This window comes from Rhodococcus sp. DMF-1 (assembly GCF_021441945.1).
Classification (GTDB): Bacteria; Actinomycetota; Actinomycetes; order Mycobacteriales; family Mycobacteriaceae; genus Rhodococcus; species Rhodococcus ruber.
This window is the reverse complement of the sequence record NZ_CP090442.1, coordinates 1,448,203-1,463,346: the sequence shown is the minus strand read 5'-3', so window position 1 is coordinate 1,463,346 and position 15,144 is coordinate 1,448,203. Positions and strand designations below refer to the sequence as shown.

At 70.6% G+C, this 15,144-nt stretch carries 19 protein-coding genes; 11 read left to right on the top strand and 8 right to left on the bottom strand.

Translation table 11 applies throughout. The features are described 5' to 3' along the window. Window positions 1-43: 43 nt before the first annotated feature. Together LZP97_RS06860 and LZP97_RS06855 are read right to left on the bottom strand one after the other, a co-directional pair. Entirely contained in the window at window positions 44-694 is a 651-nt protein-coding gene (locus LZP97_RS06860) for a response regulator (protein ID WP_017681677.1), read from the bottom strand. Between the two features lie 90 nt (window positions 695-784). After that, window positions 785-1,207 carry a pyridoxamine 5'-phosphate oxidase family protein gene (locus LZP97_RS06855; protein WP_010595183.1) on the bottom strand — a complete coding sequence of 141 codons (423 nt, stop codon included), beginning with the start codon at window positions 1,205-1,207 and terminating at the stop codon, window positions 785-787. Window positions 1,208-1,418: 211 nt separating this feature from the next. Between LZP97_RS06855 and LZP97_RS06850 the strand changes: the two genes are divergently transcribed. After that, a complete protein-coding gene (locus LZP97_RS06850; protein WP_048773566.1) occupies window positions 1,419-3,125 on the top strand; it encodes a sensor histidine kinase in 1,707 nt (568 codons plus the stop codon). A gap of 115 nt (window positions 3,126-3,240) precedes the next feature. On the opposite strand, the gene LZP97_RS06845 is transcribed toward LZP97_RS06850, so the two are convergent. Together LZP97_RS06845 and LZP97_RS06840 are read right to left on the bottom strand one after the other, a co-directional pair. Then, window positions 3,241-4,410: an RNA polymerase sigma factor gene (locus LZP97_RS06845; RefSeq protein WP_017681680.1), complete on the bottom strand. Its 1,170-nt coding sequence runs from the start codon at window positions 4,408-4,410 to the stop codon at window positions 3,241-3,243. Between the two features lie 7 nt (window positions 4,411-4,417). Then, the gene (locus tag LZP97_RS06840) at window positions 4,418-4,825 is read right to left on the bottom strand and encodes a YciI family protein (RefSeq protein WP_026137985.1); all 408 of its coding nucleotides are present in this window, start codon (window positions 4,823-4,825) and stop codon (window positions 4,418-4,420) included. Window positions 4,826-5,035: 210 nt separating this feature from the next. On the opposite strand from LZP97_RS06840, the gene LZP97_RS06835 reads away from it, so the two are divergent. Then, window positions 5,036-5,446, top strand: a complete 411-nt coding sequence (locus LZP97_RS06835; protein ID WP_017681682.1) for a hypothetical protein — start codon at window positions 5,036-5,038, stop codon at window positions 5,444-5,446. Between the two features lie 95 nt (window positions 5,447-5,541). Next, entirely contained in the window at window positions 5,542-6,711 is a 1,170-nt protein-coding gene (locus LZP97_RS06830) for a carboxylate-amine ligase (protein ID WP_048773587.1), read from the top strand. Between the two features lie 6 nt (window positions 6,712-6,717). Here the strand turns inward: LZP97_RS06830 and LZP97_RS06825 are convergent, their stop codons facing one another. From LZP97_RS06825 to LZP97_RS06815, 3 genes are all read right to left on the bottom strand, one after another. Beyond that, window positions 6,718-7,155, bottom strand: a complete 438-nt coding sequence (locus LZP97_RS06825; protein ID WP_010595190.1) for a nucleoside deaminase — start codon at window positions 7,153-7,155, stop codon at window positions 6,718-6,720. 65 nt (window positions 7,156-7,220) lie between these two features. After that, a complete protein-coding gene (locus LZP97_RS06820; RefSeq protein WP_048773568.1) occupies window positions 7,221-9,122 on the bottom strand; it encodes an ATP-binding protein in 1,902 nt (633 codons plus the stop codon). Between the two features lie 111 nt (window positions 9,123-9,233). Continuing rightward, window positions 9,234-9,836, bottom strand: a complete 603-nt coding sequence (locus LZP97_RS06815) for an LppP/LprE family lipoprotein (protein ID WP_010595192.1) — start codon at window positions 9,834-9,836, stop codon at window positions 9,234-9,236. Window positions 9,837-9,954: 118 nt separating this feature from the next. On the opposite strand from LZP97_RS06815, the gene LZP97_RS06810 reads away from it, so the two are divergent. The 4 genes from LZP97_RS06810 to LZP97_RS06795 all read left to right on the top strand — a co-directional run bounded on the left by LZP97_RS06810 (window position 9,955) and on the right by LZP97_RS06795 (window position 11,423). Then, window positions 9,955-10,194, top strand: a complete 240-nt coding sequence (locus tag LZP97_RS06810) for a hypothetical protein (RefSeq protein ID WP_010595193.1) — start codon at window positions 9,955-9,957, stop codon at window positions 10,192-10,194. A gap of 138 nt (window positions 10,195-10,332) precedes the next feature. Continuing rightward, the gene (locus tag LZP97_RS06805) at window positions 10,333-10,842 is read left to right on the top strand and encodes a hypothetical protein (protein WP_017681685.1); all 510 of its coding nucleotides are present in this window, start codon (window positions 10,333-10,335) and stop codon (window positions 10,840-10,842) included. A 91-nt stretch (window positions 10,843-10,933) separates the two neighbouring features. Then, window positions 10,934-11,119, top strand: coding sequence for a hypothetical protein (locus LZP97_RS06800; RefSeq protein ID WP_026137988.1), 186 nt, complete (start codon window positions 10,934-10,936; stop codon window positions 11,117-11,119). A 55-nt stretch (window positions 11,120-11,174) separates the two neighbouring features. Then, complete coding sequence (locus tag LZP97_RS06795) at window positions 11,175-11,423, top strand: DUF6308 family protein (RefSeq protein ID WP_010595194.1); 249 nt, start codon at window positions 11,175-11,177, stop codon at window positions 11,421-11,423. 44 nt (window positions 11,424-11,467) lie between these two features. Here LZP97_RS06795 and LZP97_RS06790 read toward each other — a convergent pair whose 3' ends face one another. Continuing rightward, window positions 11,468-11,911: a hypothetical protein gene (locus LZP97_RS06790; RefSeq protein WP_010595195.1), complete on the bottom strand. Its 444-nt coding sequence runs from the start codon at window positions 11,909-11,911 to the stop codon at window positions 11,468-11,470. 292 nt (window positions 11,912-12,203) lie between these two features. On the opposite strand from LZP97_RS06790, the gene LZP97_RS06785 reads away from it, so the two are divergent. The 4 genes from LZP97_RS06785 (at window position 12,204) to LZP97_RS06770 (ending at window position 14,964) form a co-directional block, all read left to right on the top strand. Beyond that, a complete protein-coding gene (locus tag LZP97_RS06785) occupies window positions 12,204-12,563 on the top strand; it encodes a hypothetical protein (protein WP_010595196.1) in 360 nt (119 codons plus the stop codon). 129 nt (window positions 12,564-12,692) lie between these two features. Further along, on the top strand, window positions 12,693-13,139 hold the full coding sequence (locus tag LZP97_RS06780) for a hypothetical protein (protein WP_010595197.1): 447 nt from the start codon (window positions 12,693-12,695) through the stop codon (window positions 13,137-13,139). A 153-nt stretch (window positions 13,140-13,292) separates the two neighbouring features. After that, on the top strand, window positions 13,293-13,958 hold the full coding sequence (locus tag LZP97_RS06775; protein ID WP_048774352.1) for a HEAT repeat domain-containing protein: 666 nt from the start codon (window positions 13,293-13,295) through the stop codon (window positions 13,956-13,958). 4 nt (window positions 13,959-13,962) lie between these two features. After that, window positions 13,963-14,964 (top strand): MerR family transcriptional regulator, encoded by a 1,002-nt coding sequence (locus LZP97_RS06770; protein ID WP_010595199.1) that lies wholly within the window; start codon window positions 13,963-13,965, stop codon window positions 14,962-14,964. Window positions 14,965-15,144: the final 180 nt, after the last annotated feature.

Genomic DNA, 15,144 nt, shown 5'->3' with positions numbered 1-15,144 from the left:
GGATTCGTCCTGCCGTCGTGGCCGCGCGGGGCCCGGGGACCGCTCAGCGCCCCCCGGGGCGTCTCGGTGGCATCTTCGTCGCCAGGACCGCGGCCTGGGTGCGGCGCTCCACACCGAGCTTGGCCAGCAGCCGCGACACGTAGTTCTTCACCGTCTTCTCGGCCAGGAACATCCGTTCGGCGATCTGACGGTTGGTCAGCCCCTCGCCGAGCAGCGCGAGCAGGTTCCGCTCCTGCTCGGTCAGGTTCGCGTACGGGCCGTCGCCGCCGCTGGTGTCGGCGCGCAGCTTCGCCATCAGCGTGGTCGCGGCGCGGCTGTCGAGCAGGGACTTGCCGGCGCCCACGTCCCGCACGGCCCGGATCAGCTCGGTGCCGCGGATGTCCTTGAGCGCGTATCCGCTCGCGCCGGCGAGGATCGCGTCGAGCATCGCCTGCTCGTCGGTGAACGAGGTCAGCATCAGGCAGCGCAGTTGCGGCATCTGTGAGAGCAGCTCCCGGCACAGCTCGATGCCGTTGCCGTCCGGGAGCCGGACGTCGAGCACGGCCACGTCGGGTTCCGCGGCCGGAACCCGGACGAGGGCCTCGCCGTACGACGACGCCTCCCCCGCGATCGTCAGGTCGGGATCCGTGGTGAGCAGATCCGCGATGCCACGGCGGACCACCTCGTGGTCGTCGACGAGAAAGACCCTGACCATGCGGCAGCCTCCAATCCCCGGACAGCACGGTACCGCACGGTGAGCCCGCTCACACCGGCTGGGACCGGGCGGTCGACGGCCGCAGAACGATCAGCTGCCCGCTCCGGGCCACCACGGCAGCGTGGTGCGCCGCCCGCTGATGTGCTCGACGTCGATGACGAGGAGCGGATCCGTCGGGCCGATGCCCCACGGCACACCGTGGTCGCCGTCGAATCCGAGGAGGCCGTCGGTGCCCCGCACGAGCCGGGCGCGGCCGATCGCGACCACGCTCCATCCCGTCCGGACCGCCTCCTCGAGCTGCTCGGCATGGAAGGCGAGCAGCCCGCCGTCGAAGCGCTCGAACCACCCGTCGTCCCCGGTGGGAACGACGATCTCGCCGTTCGGGGCGGCAAAGGTCACCGGATGCACCGCCGGCAGTGCGCCGTCGGTGTAGACCAGACGGCCGGTCGGCACCGAGCGCAACAGCGCCATGCACCGCCCCGGGGGGAGCGGGGATTCCGGACCCGTCGTCATCCTGGACCTTCTTCACCTGTGGAGACGTTCTCCGACTCCACAGTGGTCCGTCGTGTCCGCAAGCAGCAGGGTCGAAAGTCGTCACCGTGGGGGCGCAAGTCACCGCGGCGGCGGCGGTCCGCGGATTACCCTCGGCACAATGGGAGAAACCGGGCCTTCCGAAGCGGCCGGGGCGGGGCCCGGGGCCCGGGATCCACTGAAGGGGTGAGCGATGGCTGCCGACGAGGAACCGTCGCTCTCGGGCACGCTGTCCCAACTGCGGCTGCGGGAGCTGCTCGCGGAGGTCCAGGACCGCATCGACCAGGTGATCGTCGCGCGCGATCAGATCGACGGGCTGCTCGAGGCCGTGCTCACGGTCGCGTCCGGCCTCGAGCTCGAGGCGACGCTCGCACGCATCGTGCACGCGGCCATCGAACTCGTGGACTGTCGTTACGGCGCCCTGGGCGTGCTCAATCGCCGTGGCGACGGACTGCAGAACTTCGTGTACGAGGGCATCGACGAGGACGCTCGCGCGTCGATCGGCGACCTCCCCACCGGTCACGGCCTGCTCGGGCTGCTGATCGAGCAACCGAAACCGATCCGTCTCGACAACCTGGCCCAGCACGTGGCCTCGTCCGGCTTCCCGGACCACCACCCGCCGATGCGGACCTTCCTGGGTGTCCCGGTCCGGGTGCACGGGGAGGTGTTCGGCAATCTCTACCTCACCGAGAAGGCGAACGGCCAGTCCTTCACCGAGGACGACGAGGTGATCGTGCAGGCCCTCGCGGCCGCGGCGGGCATCGCGGTGGACAATGCGCGCCTGTTCGAGGAGGCCCGGCTGCGGCAGCGCTGGCAGGAGGCCACGAGCGAGATCCGGGCGGAACTACTGGCCGATACCGCCCCGCAGGACGTGCTCGACCTGATCGCCCGGCGCGCGCTGGTGCTGGCGGAGGCGGACCACGTCCAGATCGCCCAGCCCGAGGACACCGACGTGCCGCCGGAGGAGGTCTCGGCCCTGGTCGTCACCGCGTACGCCGGTTCGGACCCCGCGGCGTTCGAGGGCAAACGGATCCGGGTGGAGGGCACCGCGACCGGGGTCGTGTACCGGGGCGGGCGACCGCTCCAGGTCACGGAGTTCGACGGCGACGGCGACCGGCACGGACCGGCGCTGCTGCTGCCCCTGCGTGCCTCGGCCGACACCGTGTCGGGGGTGCTGTCGGTCGTTCGCACCGCGGGTCGGGAACCCTTCGACGACCGTCAGCTCTTCCTCGCCACGTCCTTCACCGACCAGGCGGCGCTCGCGCTGAAGCTGGCCGACGACCAGCGGCGACTCAATTCCCTGACCGTGTTCGCCGACCGGGACCGGATTGCGCGGGATCTGCACGACCATGTCATCCAGCGGTTGTTCGCCCACGGCCTGAACCTGCAGAGCACGCATGCCCGCACCCGCTCCCCGGAGATCCGCGGGCGCCTGGCCGACATGATCGACGACGTGCAGAGCATCATCACCGATGTGCGCACCGCGATCTTCGACCTGCACAGCGGGCCGGAGAGCGGCCGGCAACTGCGCCAGGCCCTGCAGGACATCGTCGCCGAACAGACCGCCGATGCGGGCCTGCGCACCGTGGTGCGCATGTCGGGGCCGCTCAACGTCATCACCGGTCCCCTCGCCGACCACGCGGAGGCGGTGCTGCGGGAGGCGATGAGCAACGTGGTGCACCATTCCGGCGCGGACACCGTCACCGTCACCGTGTCGGTCGACGACTACCTCACCCTCGACGTCACCGACAACGGCATCGGTCTTCCGGCCACCGTCGCGCGCAGTGGACTGCACAACCTCGCCTCCCGGGCGGAGGACGCCGCCGGCACCTTCGCCGCTGCCGCGCTCGCCACCGGTGGCACCCGTGTGCTGTGGTCGGCTCCCCTGCCCGAGGACTGAGCTCGCGCCGCCGCGATGCGAGCATGGCCCGCCCCCGCCGCTCACCCGGGTACCGCCACCCAGTTCAGCGGCCTCTCCCGTTCAGCGGCCTCTCCCGTTCAGCGGCCTCTCCCGTTCAGCGGCGCACCCGGGCGTTGAGCCGGGCCGCCTGGCGGGTCAGGTGGTCACGCTCGGCGAGGTTCGGAGCCTTCCGGGCTGCCTCGGCGTACAACCGCGCCGCCGTCGCCGGGTCGCCGGCACGCTCGTGGAGGTACGCCGCCACCGCGCTATAGCGGGGCAGCGAGTCGTCCAGCGCCGCGAGCGCGGCGAGGCCGGCCTGCGGCCCGTCCGCCTCACCCACGGCCACCGCACGGTTGAGCCGGACGACCGGGTTGTCGGTCAGCCGGACGAGCTCGTCGTACCACTCGACGATCTGCACCCAGTCGGTCTCCTCGGCGCTGGGGGCATCGGCGTGGAGTGCCGCGATGGCCGCCTGGGCCTGGAACTCGCCCAGCCGGTCACGGGCGAGCGCCGCCTGCAGGATCTCGACACCCTCGGCGATCGACTCGGTGTCCCATCGGTTGCGGTCCTGCTCGGCGAGGGGCACCAGACTGCCGTCGGGTGCCGTCCGGGCGGCGCGCCGGGCGTGGTGGAGCAGCATGAGAGCGAGCAGCCCCGCCACCTCGGGATGGTCGATCGCGGCGGCGAGCTGCCGGGTGAGCCGGATGGCCTCGGCCGCGAGATCGACGTCGCCGGAGTACCCCTCGTTGAAGACGAGATAGAGCACGCGCAGCACGGTGGCGACGTCGCCGGGCCGGTCGAACCGCACCCCGGAGACGGTGCGCTTGGCCCGGCTGATGCGCTGCGCCATGGTCGCCTCGGGCACCAGATACGCGCGGGCGATCTGACGGGTGGTCAGTCCGCCGACGGCACGCAACGTGAGGGCGACCGCGGACGACGGCGTCAGCGACGGGTGGGCACACAGGAAGTAGAGCTGGAGAGTGTCGTCCACCGCAGGAACAGGCGCCGGCTCGGCGCCGTGGCCGCTCGGCCGGCTTCGCTCCGCGTAGACGAGGTCCTCGCGGCGCCGGCGGGCGCCGTCCGTGCGGGCGGCGTCGAGGAACCGGCGCCAGGCCACCGCGATCAGCCAGCCCTTCGGGTCCCGGGGTGGGTCGGCCGGCCAGGTGCGGATCGCCTCGACGAGCGCGTCCTGCACGGCGTCCTCGGCCGCCGCGAAATCTGCTCCGCGGCGGACGAGGATTCCGAGCACGCTGGGCACGAGAGTGCGGAGTTCGAGCTCGTTCACCGGACGGTCACTCCGTCACGTTGGGCGGTGCCGTCAGGAAGGGGCGCACCTCGAGCCACTCGTGGATCGGCTTTCCCCCGGCGCCGGGGGCGGCCGACAACTCGCCGGCGAGCTCGACGGCGCGTTCGTAACTGTCGACGTCGATCACCATCCAGCCGGCGATGAGGTCCTTCGTCTCGGCGAACGGGCCGTCGGTGACGGGGGGCCGGCCCTCGCCGTCGTACCGCACGAACACCCCCTCCGGGGCGAGTGCCTGACCGTCGACGAACTCGCCGGACTTTTCGAGCCGGGCCGCGAAATCGTGCATGAACTGCATGTGGGCCGAGATCTCCGCCGGCGTCCACTGGTCCATGGGCACGTCGTTGACGGCAGCCGGGGCGCCGCGGTAGTGCTTGAGCAGCAGGTACTTGGCCATCGTGTTCTCCTCGGTGCTGGTGCGACCCATTGTGGTCGCATTCGATTCGGGGACGGAGTCGGTCGCGGGTTCTCGACATCGCCGTCCGAATTCTCTCGAATCCGGCCCGAATCCGGGATGCGCCACCCGGAGCCGAAAGGTCGCGTTTCTCCGATATGCGCCGGATCGTCGTGGCGCAGGGACTACCATCGAATACGGCGAGGGAACCCGATGAACACGAATTCGAACGCACTGGACGACCAGGTCCGGGCCGTACACCAGTTGGTACGCACGCAACTGCGCATCCTCGAAATCCGCCACGCGCACAGCACACGTCCGAGGGCGAAGCGGCACATTGCGGCGGACATCCGCCACGTTTCCGAACGATGCGACGCGCTCGAACGAATTCTGCATTCGCGCACGACCTCTGCGACCGGATCGTCGTCCCGGGCAGCGCGGCTGAGCGACTGCATCGCCACCATCGCCGGGTCGGCGGACAGGCGCAGCGTCGTCGCCCTCGAACACGTCCTCGCGGACCAGCTGGCCGACCGGCTCCACACCCTCGAATCCCTCGCGATCGCCCTCGGGGACCGGCCGCTGCAGCAGTGGGCACGTGGACTCCACTCCGTCGGCGCCGCCTGATTCCGCTGCCGTTTCCGTCCCGCCCGCCGGGGTGACGTGCCAGGCTGGAGCCACGGTCCTGCCGAGCTGTGTCGGCGGCCCGGTTGGAGGAGACGATGACGTCCACGGTGCCTCGACGTGCCGGATCCGACCGCGACGATGTCCGGATGCTGACCATGGGCGTCGAGGAGGAGTTGCTGCTCGTCGATGCCGACTCCGGCCGGCCCCGGCTCAACAGCGCGGCCGTCGTGGCGGGTGCCCGCGACGCCGGGCTCGACCTTCAGCTCGAACTGTCGCGCTGCCAGGTCGAGACCGCCACCTCGGTCTGCACACGGATCGACGAGCTGCGCCGGGAACTGCGCGTCTCGCGGGCGGTCGCGGCGGCCGCCGCCGCGAGCGCCGGGTCCCGCCTGCTCGCGGCGGCCGTACCTCCACTGGAGACCACCCCGCCGGGGGCGCTGACCGACGCCGCCCGGTACCGGCGGATGGCCCGGCACTTCGGGGCGGTCACCGACCAGGTGATCTGCGGCTGCCACGTCCACATCGGCGTCCCCGATCGCGAGGTTGCCGTGCAGGTCTGCAATCACCTGCGGCCCTGGCTGCCCGCCCTGCTCGCGCTCACGGCGAACTCGTCCGTCACGGCCGGCGCCGACACCGGCTACGCGAGCTGGCGACACATCCAGTGGGGGCGCTGGGCCAGCGGCGGGCCGCCGCCCTACTTCCGGTCGGCTCGGCACTACGACGACGTCGTCGCGATGATGCTCGACGCCGGCGTCGTCCTCGACCCCGCGATGGTCTACTGGGACATCCGGCTCTCACCGCACCTGCCCACTCTCGAGATCCGGATCTGCGACGTGCCCGCCACGATCGAGGAAACCGTCACCGCCGCCGCACTCGTCCGTGGGCTCGTGTCCACCGCACTCACCGCGGTCCATCGCGGGGACCCGGCACCCCGGCTCGAGGCCGAGCGGCTCGAGGCCGCGTGCTGGCGCGCCGCCCACGAGGGCATCGACGGACACGGAATGGACCCGCTGACGCAACGGCCCGTCCCTGCCGCCCGGTTACTGGGTTCGCTGCTCGCACACGTGCGACCCGGCCTCGAGGAAACCGGCGACTTCACGTCCACCCGCGCGTCCGTGCGGCGGATCCTGCGCCGGGGCAACGGCGCGCGACGGCAGCGGCGCGCGCTCGCGATGTCCCGCACCGCCGCGGACTTCGTCGCGGAACTGGCCCGCAGCACCGTCGAGGACTGTGCACCGTCCGCTCCCCCGCCGCCGGCCCGGTGAGCGCCCCTACCCGGCCGGCGCGGCGCCGATGTCCTCGTGCCACAGATCCGGGTGCTCGGCGACGAACGTCGTCATCATGTCGATGCAGCGTCGATCGTCGAGCACCGTCACCTCGACGCCGTGCTCGGCGAGCCAGTCGTGGCCGCCGGTGAAGGTGACGCTCTCCCCGATCACCACCGCGCCGATCCCGAACTGCCGGATCAGGCCACTGCAGTACCAGCACGGTGACAACGTCGTCACCATGATCGTCGCACGGTAGTCGCGGCGGCGGCCCGCGGACCGGAAGGCGGCGATCTCGGCGTGCAGCGACGGGTCGTCCTCCTGCACGCGCCGGTTGTGACCGCGGCCGAGCAGGGTCCCGTCCGCGGCGAACAGGGCCGCGCCGATCGGGATGCCGCCCTCGGCGAGGCCCAGCCGGGCCTCCGCGAACGCGACGTCGAGCATCGCGTCCGCCGAAGGGCTCCCCACCGACCCGCGTGCGTTCGTCACGGCACCACCCCGAATCCCGGTCAGGTGAACGACTTGTGGATCTGCGCGCCGTAGCGGCGGACGATCTTCTGCTTGGTCGCAGTGTAGGCGTGGACGTCGTCCTGCAAGCCCCTGTTCTCGAGGGATCGTCGTGCGAGTTCGCCGGCGATCACATCGAGGAACAACTCGGCCAGCAGCAGCCGCGCCGAGTCCCGGAACCGGCCCCGGCCGTCGAGGTACAGCTGCACGGTGGGATCGCCGGTGTTGATGAGAATCGTGCGATGCTCGGGGTCGTACACGGCGCGTCCACCGTCGTCCCCGAGATAACGCAGGTCGTAGCCGACGAACATGTCCTCGCCGTGGTCCCGGGACACCCGCCGGCGCTGCACCGGACGAGGCGGCGCCGGGTGCGGCCGCGGGACATGGTGCGGCGACGGCGCGTCCTCGGCGACGACGATCTCACACCACGCCCAGAACGCACCGGACCGCACCATGATCTCGCCGCGCTCCCCGGGTGTGTCGCCCACGACGGTCCATTCCAGCCGCTGCACACCGGTCCTCTGCTCCACGGCGATCTCGGTGGGCCGTGGGTCGATCCGCAGCGAGTCGGGCAGCGTGTACGAGATCGTCAGCCGGTCGTCGCCGGGAAGGCGCTCGGTGTCGACCTCCAGGGTGACGTGGAACGGGTGGCCGGGCCGGCGGTAGTAGAACGGCGTCGTGAACTGCAGGACGACCGCGTCCTCCGTTCCGGTTGCCGCCGGCGGCGCCGAGGCCGGCGACGGGCCGAGACCGAGGTCCCGGATCGCGGACTCGCTCATCCGGTGCAGCAGGCGGTCGATCATGTGCGCGGTGGTCCCGGAGGTCGTCGCGTGCTCGAGGCGTGTGAGCTGATCCCGTTCGGCGAGAACGTATTCGGTGAGCCGGGCGCTGACCGCCTTCGCGAACGCGGCGACGAACGGATCCTTCTCGTTGAGGCCCTCGCGCTCGTCGCTGACGACCGGCTCGCCCCGACCGAGCCGCTCGATCAACGCCTCGCAGCGCACCGTGCCGAACAGGTACTCGGCGCCCACCTGGTTCTCGTACGCGAACAACTGGCAGTCGAGCACGGCGAGGCCGGACACGACGACGAGGCCGTTGGTGCGCTCGTCGCCCGACATGGTCAGTTCGACGCCCTTGGCCCGCTTCACGGTGAGGGTGAAGCTGTGTTCGGTGCCCTCGTAGACGAAACTGCCGGGCGCCTCGGGACCGATCAGGACGACCGCCGGGGGTTCGTCGAAGAGCACCCTGCCGCTGCGCTGGATCTCCCGCCGGCCGGCGACGTGCACCACCTCGACGGTGCGCCGCGACAGCACCTCCCGCAGATACACGTTGTCGGACAGTGCCTGCACCACGGTCTGGAACCGGGAGATGACCACGTGCGGGTTCTCCACGACCAGGGTCACCCGGGTGCCGTTGCCGTCGAGACCGAGGCGTGCCCGGTCGTCGTCCTCGACGGGCCGGTCGCCCCCGTGGTCGTCGTACAGGTAGCCGCCGTTCTCGCCGCGGAACAGGTCGATGCGGGTGAACCGGCCGTCCCTGACGGTCTCGAGCGTCCCGGCGCCGACCCCGAACACGGCCTGTTTGAGGCCGCGGCCGAAGTAGCCGCGGCCGTGTCCCTCGCCGCGCGAGAGCGGACTGTGCGCGCCCCCGTACGCCAGGATGCGGGCGGCCTGGTCGAACGGCATCCCCTCGGCGTGGTCGGTGACCTGCAGGACCGCACCCGACTGGTGGCGCTCGTAGGTGATGTCGATGCGGGCCTCGGCTGCGGCGCCGCCGTTGCCCAGACGCGAGTAGCTGTCGTCGCTGTTGGTGATCAGCTCGACGAGCGCTTTCTCGATCGAGGCGAAGCGTCGCGAATCGATGCCGATCACGCGCTGGTCCACGGGAATGGGGGCGACTGCCATCGTTCCTGCCTTGTCTGTTCCGTCGGGAAGCCCCGGGGGTGGCGTCCCGAACTTGCCGTGATCGTACCGACGTCCGCGCCGATCCCGGCGCACCCGCATCGCCGGGCGGCGTCACCGCATTTCGTCGCACCCCGTCGACTCCAGGTACTCGTCCGGCAGCCGTCCTTCGGTGACGACCTCACCGCCGGTCCACGTGAACGTCAGCTCCGCGAACCCGGTGGCGGCCGCGTGCGGCTCGCCCTCGCGCGGGTAGGTGTATTCGACGTCGAGGGAGTCGAAGGCCGTGGCGACCACCGCCGGGTTCAGCGCGCACGGCGTGGCCGTGCCGACGTACTCGCCGCGGTGGAACAGCAGCAGGTGGGTCGGTGACGACCCGGTCGCCCCCACGATGCCGACCTGCGCGTAACTGAGGTCGCTGCAGCGGTTGTAGTTGCCGTTGTACGCCCGCAGCCATGTCGCGTCGGGGATCTGCTGGGGCGGGGGCAGCTGCTCGATCACCGCGAACACCTCCGGCGCGTCGAGGTCGACGGCGGGATCGCACGGCTGCTCGTCCGCCGTCGTGGCCGCCACCGACCCGCCGACAGGTGCCTGGCGGGAGGACGTCGCGGTAGCCGGTTCGGCCACCGGCTGCCCGTCCTGGGTCTGCGCGCATCCGGCGAGGAATGCAATCGCGGCGACCGACACGACGCTGAGACCGGCTGTGCGACTCGACATGGGGCTCCTCGGGCACTCGGGTGCGACGGCGGTCGCCGCGACGGGAACGGATTCTGTCAGTTCGGACCGGTCCGGACGGGAGCTGCGTGGAAGTGTCGCCGTGTGGAAGTGTCGCGGAATGGATGTACCGAGCCTCGACGCAACGCCCACGGTCCCGAAGGCGGGGAACGAACCGCTGCACGAGTCCGGGCGCCTCCTCGGGCAACAGTTGCGGGACTTCTGGGCGTGGGCGTACTCGGACCTGCTCGGCAACGCGATGCGAGGCGTTCTCGCCGAATACCTCGTCGGCACCGCGCTGGGGTGTGTTCACGGTCGTCCCCGACCACCAGCGGCACAGCCGCCGCCGGCCGGGAGTTAACGTGTCCTGCGAGTCCCGCGATGAGAAGTGCGTTCCACTCGGGTCGTCCGAGGACGGACCGAAGTCCGACAACGGTTCACGCGGAAGCTCGAGGTTGCGGCGCCCAGGTTCAAGTTCAAGTGGTCGAACCTCCTACCCGTGCTTTTTCGGGACCTGAGCGATGCGCTCCTCGAGATCTACGACCCCGATGCAGGCCCGGCCGACGCGCTGCGAACGGTCTACGGCGCCCGCCCCACAGTCGAATTCGTTCGCGAGGCGTGGCCCACGCTCAGGGAATCCTGGCTCCGGAGCGACAAGGAATCCCGGCACCGGATCGTCGACGCGCTCCAAAAGGCGCGGAACGAACACGGCCTGGCCAAGGGCACCAGGGCCCAGATGACGTACCTCCGGAATCTGAGGAACTCCAAGACACTGCGGGACATCGTAGGGGCGGAACTGATCGAGGTCGGTGAGGTGGACCGACACGACGAGCCCGGCCCGCGAGCAGCGATCGACACGGCGGCGACCACCCACCGACCGGACAGCGCGGGGAGGACGACACCGTCCGTCCCCGACCGGGCGCACGCGGCGCCGAGGAGGGTGCCGGCATCATTCCTCGCAACGGACCGGTCCTTGTCGATCACACCAGAAAGCGGGTATCCGAGTTGAGCGCCACGTCGAGTTCCGCCGAGTCGCCGGTAGTGGACGCGGCGGAACTCGACGTCGCCCCCGGCTCGATCGTCGTGGTGCGGGACGAGGAGTGGCTGGTCACCCAGGCCGAGGGGGCTCCGACGGGTGGCTCGTCCGAGCGCGGGGCCTGTCGGAACTCGTCGCCGACAGCACCGCCGCGTTCTACTCGAATCTGGACCGGATCGAGGTGCTCGATCCGGCGAAGGCTCAGGTGGTGGCCGACGGCTCCGACGGGTATCGCAACAGACGTCTCTGACTCGAGGCGCTGCTGCGCAAGACGCCCGTCCCCTACGGCGTCGCCGAACAGCGCGATGAGTTCGGTGCGCTGCCCACCGCGGCCGGACCGCGACCTCGTCGACGAGGAGGACGAGATGATTCCTGCGTCACTGGTGTGGCAGCTCGAGCAAGCGTTGCGCATCGTGCCGAGCGTCCGCCGCACTACCGCGTCCAAGCTGATCGCACGCAAGCGTCCCCGGCTGTATCCGATCTACGACGCGGTAGTCGGCAACGTACTCGGTACCGAACGCGCCTACCTCGAGCACCCTGTTGCGGGCAGATAGCCAGGGTCGTCGAGCGGGTCCGCCTCAGGGCACGGTGCTCGGGCTCAGTCCTGCCACGGCGGGAACTCCCCCTCCGCGCGCATGTTCGGATCGTCCCACCATGGGTCGCCGTAGAGCTCGTAAGGATCGCCGAGTTCACGCAGCCGCGTCTCGCCGAGGGCGGTGATCGCCGCGCGAAACACCTCCGTGGTCGCCGCCTGACGGGGGGACGCCTCCAGGTAGCCGACCTCACCGTCGAAGCCGTGCGCGATCCGGTCCATTGCCTCGTCCAGTGGAACGTCCCACGGCTCCCACGGCCGACCGTCTCCGGGCCAGCCGCCGAGGCAGAGGAATCCGCGTTCCGCCAGGTCGCGAATGATCGCGAGGACCCGACCGGACGAGCAGTCGTCGGGGGTGATCCGTTCCGTCAGGGCGACGAACGATCCCAGGGGCATCCAGTCGTCGGACAGTTCGTATAGCAGGAAGTGCTCGAGCCGGGGATTGATCATGCGACATGCACCTTCATTCTCCTCACATTCGGAAATACCACGTCGATGGTGGTGCCGTCCGAGCGCGCCGTGACTGTCGCGCCCCGTCTCACCACCAGCTCGCCTTTCGGTACTGCGACAACGCCTCAGGGCATTGATCCTCGAATCCGCCAGTGCCGCCACCTCGTCGACCGCGAGCGTTGTGTCACAGGGACTTCCGCAACGTTCAGCCTCGCCGGACCCCGTAACGCCGGACCGGCCCTTCCCGATCATGAAACGAGCCGGATCGGTACCGAGCGAAGGAGACCCTGCAGTGATCGGACGAATTCTGACAGTCACGGTCGCGGCCGTGGCCGCCACCATGGCGATCGCGCCTGCGGTCGCCCTCGCTCAGGACGGCGCTCCGCGCTACGACGCGACCGAATTCTTCGTCACCCCGTTCGATCCCGGGGCGTTCGGCGAGAACGCGCACAAGGCACTGATTCTCAGCCCGTACGGCACCGGACACCGGATCGAATGCCAGTCCTTCCACGGGCAGACCGCCAACTGCATCCAGCACATCCCGGGCGGGCAGACGAACCCGCTGATCCGGCTCAGTCCCCTTCCTGCCCCCGGCCAGAGCATCCGCCAGGTATGGGCGTACAACCCCATCGCTACCGGCAGCGCCGGCTGACCCAGGACGCGCGGCGAAGTGACGATGCGCCAACACGCCCATCCGGTCTCGAGCACACCTCGAGCCGCCTCGACGCCGTACCCGCTTGTTCCGGCCTCCGGATACCCGCCGCCAAGACAGGACCGCACCATGCTGACACGATCTCCGCTGCGCACGTCGCTGCGCCGCCTTGCCACCGTCACCGCGACCGTCGCCGCCGCGACCGGGCTGACGGTGCTCACCGCCCCGACCGCGTCCGCGTCGACGTTCACCCGCACCGTCGGCGTGCACGACATTCCGGGCATCTTCATCGGAAACACCGGCTCGGTCGGCAATATCACTCCCTTCATCAACGCGGCGGTATACATGCGCACCGATCCGAGTACTCCGCCGCTGCACGGGTGGACCATGGACTTCGACTACTGCCCGTGCACGGTGCACTGGCGCAACGAGACGACCGGCGTCACTGGCACCGCCGACCCCTTCACCGACCTGCTGCCGGCACAGACCGGAGCGGGCACCATCACGGCCACGGTCACCATCGACGGAGCAAGCATCACCGTGCAGTCGGGCACCGCGACCTGGCACGCCGCGTGAACGAGCCGTGACCCCAGGGCCGGACAGCCCACGCACAGTTCCGATTCCACACACGGCGGATGTGACCGAGGGGGATGCTCCCGCCGGCGAGCGTGCCCCTTGACCTTCACACTGTGACAAGCGCTCGAATGGTCTGCGAAGGAGGTGCTTCCCATGAACACAGCCAGCTACGGCGAGCCGGATGCTCGCCTCGTCGATGCCCTCACCGGTGACGATCCGGCGACTCGTCTGCGGGCGGCGCTCGAGGCCGGCACCGTCGCCGACGAGCGGCTCACGACCGTCCTCGTCGACCGGTGCGGCGTCGAACCGGACTTCTTCGTCCGCGACATGTTGACGTGGGCACTGTGCCGGCTCCCGGCCGACGTCACCGTGCCGAGACTCCTCGAGGAACTCGACTCCGGCACCGCGCAGGCCCGCAGCCAGGCCCTGCACACGCTGTCCAAGATCGGCGACCGGAAGGCCTGGCCTGCGGTGTCGACGATGCTGCACGACGGAGACGACGACGTCGCCCGCAGCGCATGGCGGGCCGCTGTCGCGCTCGTGCCGGCCGGCAGCGAGGGCCGGCTCGCCGCGGCTCTGGGGATCGCACTCGGACGAGGCGACCACGACCTGCAGCTCAGCCTCAGCCGTGCACTGGCGATGCTCGACGAGGCGGCCGTGCCGGTCCTGGAAGCTGCCACCGCGAGCTCCGACCCCGGCATCCGGGCGCATGCGGAAGCCACCGAACGGCTCCGCCTCGATCCCGACAGCGGGTTCACGCTGTCGCTGGAGCTGGCGAAACGGGTCGCCGCCACCGCACCGGACCGAGCCGGCAGGTGATGGGATGTTGATCGGTGAGGTCTCGCGGCGTTCCGGCGTGAGCACTCGCATGCTGCGCCACTACGACGGCCTGGGTCTGGTGAGGCCGACGGGCCGCACGTCCGGCGGCTACCGCGAGTACACCACCGACGACATCCGCCGCCTCTTCCATGTGGAGAGTCTCAGGAGTCTGGGCTTGTCACTGCACGAAACCAAGCGCGCGCTGGACGAACTCGACTTCGCGCCGGCCGAGTTGGTGCGCGACCTGATCCGGCACACCCGGGCGCGGATCGCCGCCGAGACGGAACTGCTCGCGCGACTCGAGCGGGTCGATTCGGCCGCGCCGGAGGCGTGGGAGGACGTCCTGCGCATCGTCACACTGCTGCACGCGTTCGACTCCGAGTCGGGGTCCCACCGTCAGCAGGCCGTCCTGTCACAGCACGAGAACGCCGCGCTGCCCGTCGAAGCCCTGGCCGAGGCAGTGCTCGCAGAGGACGACCCGAACGTCGCCGGGGCGCTGCGCTGGTCGTTGGCGAGGGCCGGGGCTGCCGGGCTGGCGGAGTTGGCCGCCGGGCTGGACTCGGCAGACGCCGACGTCCGGCGGCGGGCGATCGTCGCTGTCGCGGAGATGCACCTCCCGGACGCGACCGCACTGCTGAAGAAGGCACTCGACGACAGCGACACCACCGTGCGCGACCGTGCCGCCGTGGCCCTCGGCTCCCGGGGCGCCGGGGAGGCCGTGCCGATCCTGCTGGAGATGGTCGTCGAGGGCCGGGCCGACGTCGAAGCCGCCGAGGTTCTGGGCATACTGGCCGCCGCATCGGTGTCCACGGTCGACGTCGTCCGAGCCGTGCAGGAGGTGCTCGACGGCACGCTCGACGCAGCCGCACGCTTGCGCGTCACGCAGGCGCTCGCCGAGATTCCCGGACCTGCGGCGCGGGACGTCCTCGTCGCACTGACCGGCCACCACGACCGGGTGATCGCAACGACCGCGTCCGTGATCCTGGACAGGCGCGCGTCACCGTGAACGATGCGGGCGAGCGGTGACCGCCGGGGTGTTGCTCGATCGCTCTGTACCGGTAGGTGTCCTGATCGGCGACCCGTTCCCGGTCGACGGTGACGGCGGCCCCGACGGTCGGGGTGCGGAAACCCTCGGCGGCGATGCCGCTGTAGTGCGCCCAGCACCCGTCCGCGTCGGGGCGGTCCT

Coding starts and splice junctions, on each gene's coding strand:
- LZP97_RS06860 (WP_017681677.1), bottom strand. CDS start 694: ATGGTCAGGGTCTTTCTCGTCGACGACCACGAGGTGGTCCGCCGTGGC.
- LZP97_RS06855 (WP_010595183.1), bottom strand. CDS start 1,207: ATGACGACGGGTCCGGAATCCCCGCTCCCCCCGGGGCGGTGCATGGCG.
- LZP97_RS06850 (WP_048773566.1), top strand. CDS start 1,419: ATGGCTGCCGACGAGGAACCGTCGCTCTCGGGCACGCTGTCCCAACTG.
- LZP97_RS06840 (WP_026137985.1), bottom strand. CDS start 4,825: ATGGCCAAGTACCTGCTGCTCAAGCACTACCGCGGCGCCCCGGCTGCC.
- LZP97_RS06835 (WP_017681682.1), top strand. CDS start 5,036: ATGAACACGAATTCGAACGCACTGGACGACCAGGTCCGGGCCGTACAC.
- LZP97_RS06830 (WP_048773587.1), top strand. CDS start 5,542: ATGACGTCCACGGTGCCTCGACGTGCCGGATCCGACCGCGACGATGTC.
- LZP97_RS06825 (WP_010595190.1), bottom strand. CDS start 7,155: ATGCTCGACGTCGCGTTCGCGGAGGCCCGGCTGGGCCTCGCCGAGGGC.
- LZP97_RS06820 (WP_048773568.1), bottom strand. CDS start 9,122: ATGGCAGTCGCCCCCATTCCCGTGGACCAGCGCGTGATCGGCATCGAT.
- LZP97_RS06815 (WP_010595192.1), bottom strand. CDS start 9,836: ATGTCGAGTCGCACAGCCGGTCTCAGCGTCGTGTCGGTCGCCGCGATT.
- LZP97_RS06810 (WP_010595193.1), top strand. CDS start 9,955: ATGGATGTACCGAGCCTCGACGCAACGCCCACGGTCCCGAAGGCGGGG.
- LZP97_RS06795 (WP_010595194.1), top strand. CDS start 11,175: ATGAGTTCGGTGCGCTGCCCACCGCGGCCGGACCGCGACCTCGTCGAC.
- LZP97_RS06790 (WP_010595195.1), bottom strand. CDS start 11,911: ATGATCAATCCCCGGCTCGAGCACTTCCTGCTATACGAACTGTCCGAC.
- LZP97_RS06780 (WP_010595197.1), top strand. CDS start 12,693: ATGCTGACACGATCTCCGCTGCGCACGTCGCTGCGCCGCCTTGCCACC.
- LZP97_RS06775 (WP_048774352.1), top strand. CDS start 13,293: ATGAACACAGCCAGCTACGGCGAGCCGGATGCTCGCCTCGTCGATGCC.
- LZP97_RS06770 (WP_010595199.1), top strand. CDS start 13,963: ATGTTGATCGGTGAGGTCTCGCGGCGTTCCGGCGTGAGCACTCGCATG.